This window comes from Collinsella sp. AF20-14LB, assembly GCF_003459505.1.
Taxonomy (GTDB): domain Bacteria; phylum Actinomycetota; class Coriobacteriia; order Coriobacteriales; family Coriobacteriaceae; genus Collinsella.
This window is the reverse complement of record NZ_QRWD01000043.1, coordinates 1-1,658: the sequence shown is the minus strand read 5'-3', so window position 1 is coordinate 1,658 and position 1,658 is coordinate 1. Positions and strand designations below refer to the sequence as shown.

The 1,658-nt window shown below is 54.6% G+C and carries 4 protein-coding genes; 3 read left to right on the top strand and 1 reads right to left on the bottom strand.

The window, feature by feature from the left end; genetic code table 11:
- A partial coding sequence (locus DWX63_RS11570) for a hypothetical protein (RefSeq protein WP_233514547.1) occupies nucleotides 1-274 on the top strand: 274 nt, incomplete at its 5' end.
- A 244-nt stretch (nucleotides 275-518) separates the two neighbouring features.
- A complete protein-coding gene (locus tag DWX63_RS11025; protein WP_117843730.1) occupies nucleotides 519-1,022 on the top strand; it encodes a DUF192 domain-containing protein in 504 nt (167 codons plus the stop codon).
- 6 nt (nucleotides 1,023-1,028) lie between these two features.
- Here the strand turns inward: DWX63_RS11025 and DWX63_RS11435 are convergent, their stop codons facing one another.
- Nucleotides 1,029-1,175, bottom strand: coding sequence for a hypothetical protein (locus DWX63_RS11435; protein WP_199411201.1), 147 nt, complete (start codon nucleotides 1,173-1,175; stop codon nucleotides 1,029-1,031).
- 227 nt (nucleotides 1,176-1,402) lie between these two features.
- Here DWX63_RS11435 and DWX63_RS11020 point away from each other — a divergent pair.
- Nucleotides 1,403-1,658 (top strand): hypothetical protein (locus DWX63_RS11020; RefSeq protein ID WP_158559689.1); only part of this gene is annotated, 256 nt, incomplete at its 3' end.

The following is a 1,658-nucleotide window of genomic DNA, read 5'->3' as shown; positions in this document are numbered from 1 at the left end:
GCTCAGCTACTCCGAGATTGACGATACTCTTCCGAAAAACCTTTCTGATTGGTCTTGGCTTGGTATGGAGGGGACCCAGTACGAGGCCTTCAGGGGCAAGGTGCTGGATCACAATTACGGCAACCCCTGTTTGAGCAATGGCTGCTATTGGCGGGAGCGTTCGCCGTATCCGACCCAATTTGAACAATTCCTTTTTGTCGGGCCCAGTGGCTGTCACACGCTTTGCGATTATGCATCGGAGCAGCATTGCATCTGTCCCGCCTGGTGTTTCTAACCTGTCTTCTAGCATGTCTAATGAAGAGCCCGTGCAATCCTGCGCGGGCTCTTCTTTTGGCGATTACTCGCGCGATTTGAGGTTCTAGGCACAGGTAGTCGGTTTGGGGAAACATGGGGCCATACAGCGGCCCTCATAGAGCCCACCGCACCCTACCAATTGCCGCTGCGGCAAATCAGCCTCGCTAGACCCCATGACCTCTATCTTCAAACCATCAAAGACTTTGGTTTGAAAGGATACCTTCATGGCAGATAGCGAGGCTCGCCTGTTTGACGCAACCGGAAAGAATATTGGCTCCTACGAGCTCGAGGTGATGGATACCTTCTGGAAGCGCTTCATGGGATTGATGGGACGCCCTGAGATGCCAATCGGCGATGCCGCATTGTTCCGCAACTGCTCTTCAATCCACATGTTCTTTATGAAGATTCCCCTCGATATCATTTGGTACGGAGCGGTAGAGCCAGATGGTCACGCACCCGTCTTGGCGGTATCGAGGGCCGTCAAGCCTTGGCAATTGTCGTTCGGCCCGAAGCAAACTCAGGGATGCCTCGAAGTGGCTGCCGGTACCGTCCCCATGAACCTCGATTCAATTGAGATCGTAACCACATCCTCCGACCGTCCTAAAGCAGCCGTGACCCCTCCCGACTACCGAGATATCGTTCGGGATCGCATCCAAGTGACCAGATGCTCTGATACCGCGGCTCACCTCGGTGGTGCTGCCGCACTTTTGCATAGCCGTGCCCTTTAGAAATACCTACACGCTACCTAATCGTTGCTGACGACCAACACAGCTGTCATGGTTCATTCGGTTGTTTTTCAAGAGCTTCTTCTCCCTGACTGATTTTTTAGTCATTTCCCTCAATTTGAACACGCCAAACCATCCACTGATTTCTTTAGCCATTCTCAAACCCAGAGTACAGCCGCTACCCTTGCCGCTGCGGCATTGTCTGATCAATCGCCTATTTCACTCTTATCCTCTGCAGCAACAGTAAAAGCAAACCGAGAGGAGCCGCACATGAACACAGTGGAAACTCCTTTCGGGGGGGGGTATCTCCGAGATTTACCCGCCGCCCGAAGGGGCAGTCGACGGTAGAGTACGTCCTGGTCATCGCAATCATCGTCCTGGTGGTGCTGATCGCGGGGCCGTGGGTCTCGTCCGCCATCAGGAACCAGTTCAGCTTCGTGACCGGCGCGATCGGGTCGGGCACCACGGGCGAGAACTTCTACGAGCCCGAGGACATCCCCGACCCCAACAAGGGTACCGCGTTCGCGGTCTACTCAGCCGATGACAATAGCCTCATGTTCTACAAGCGCCGCGGCGTGCCCAAGGCGGGAGACATGTTCAACTACCGCAGGGTGACCGATGTTTACACGGGGTTTGAGA

What these genes read in the sequence shown, in the direction of transcription:
- DWX63_RS11435 (WP_199411201.1), bottom strand. Translation starts at nt 1,175, where the DNA reads ATGGCTAAAGAAATCAGTGGATGGTTTGGCGTGTTCAAATTGAGGGAA.
- DWX63_RS11025 (WP_117843730.1), top strand. Translation starts at nt 519, where the DNA reads ATGGCAGATAGCGAGGCTCGCCTGTTTGACGCAACCGGAAAGAATATT.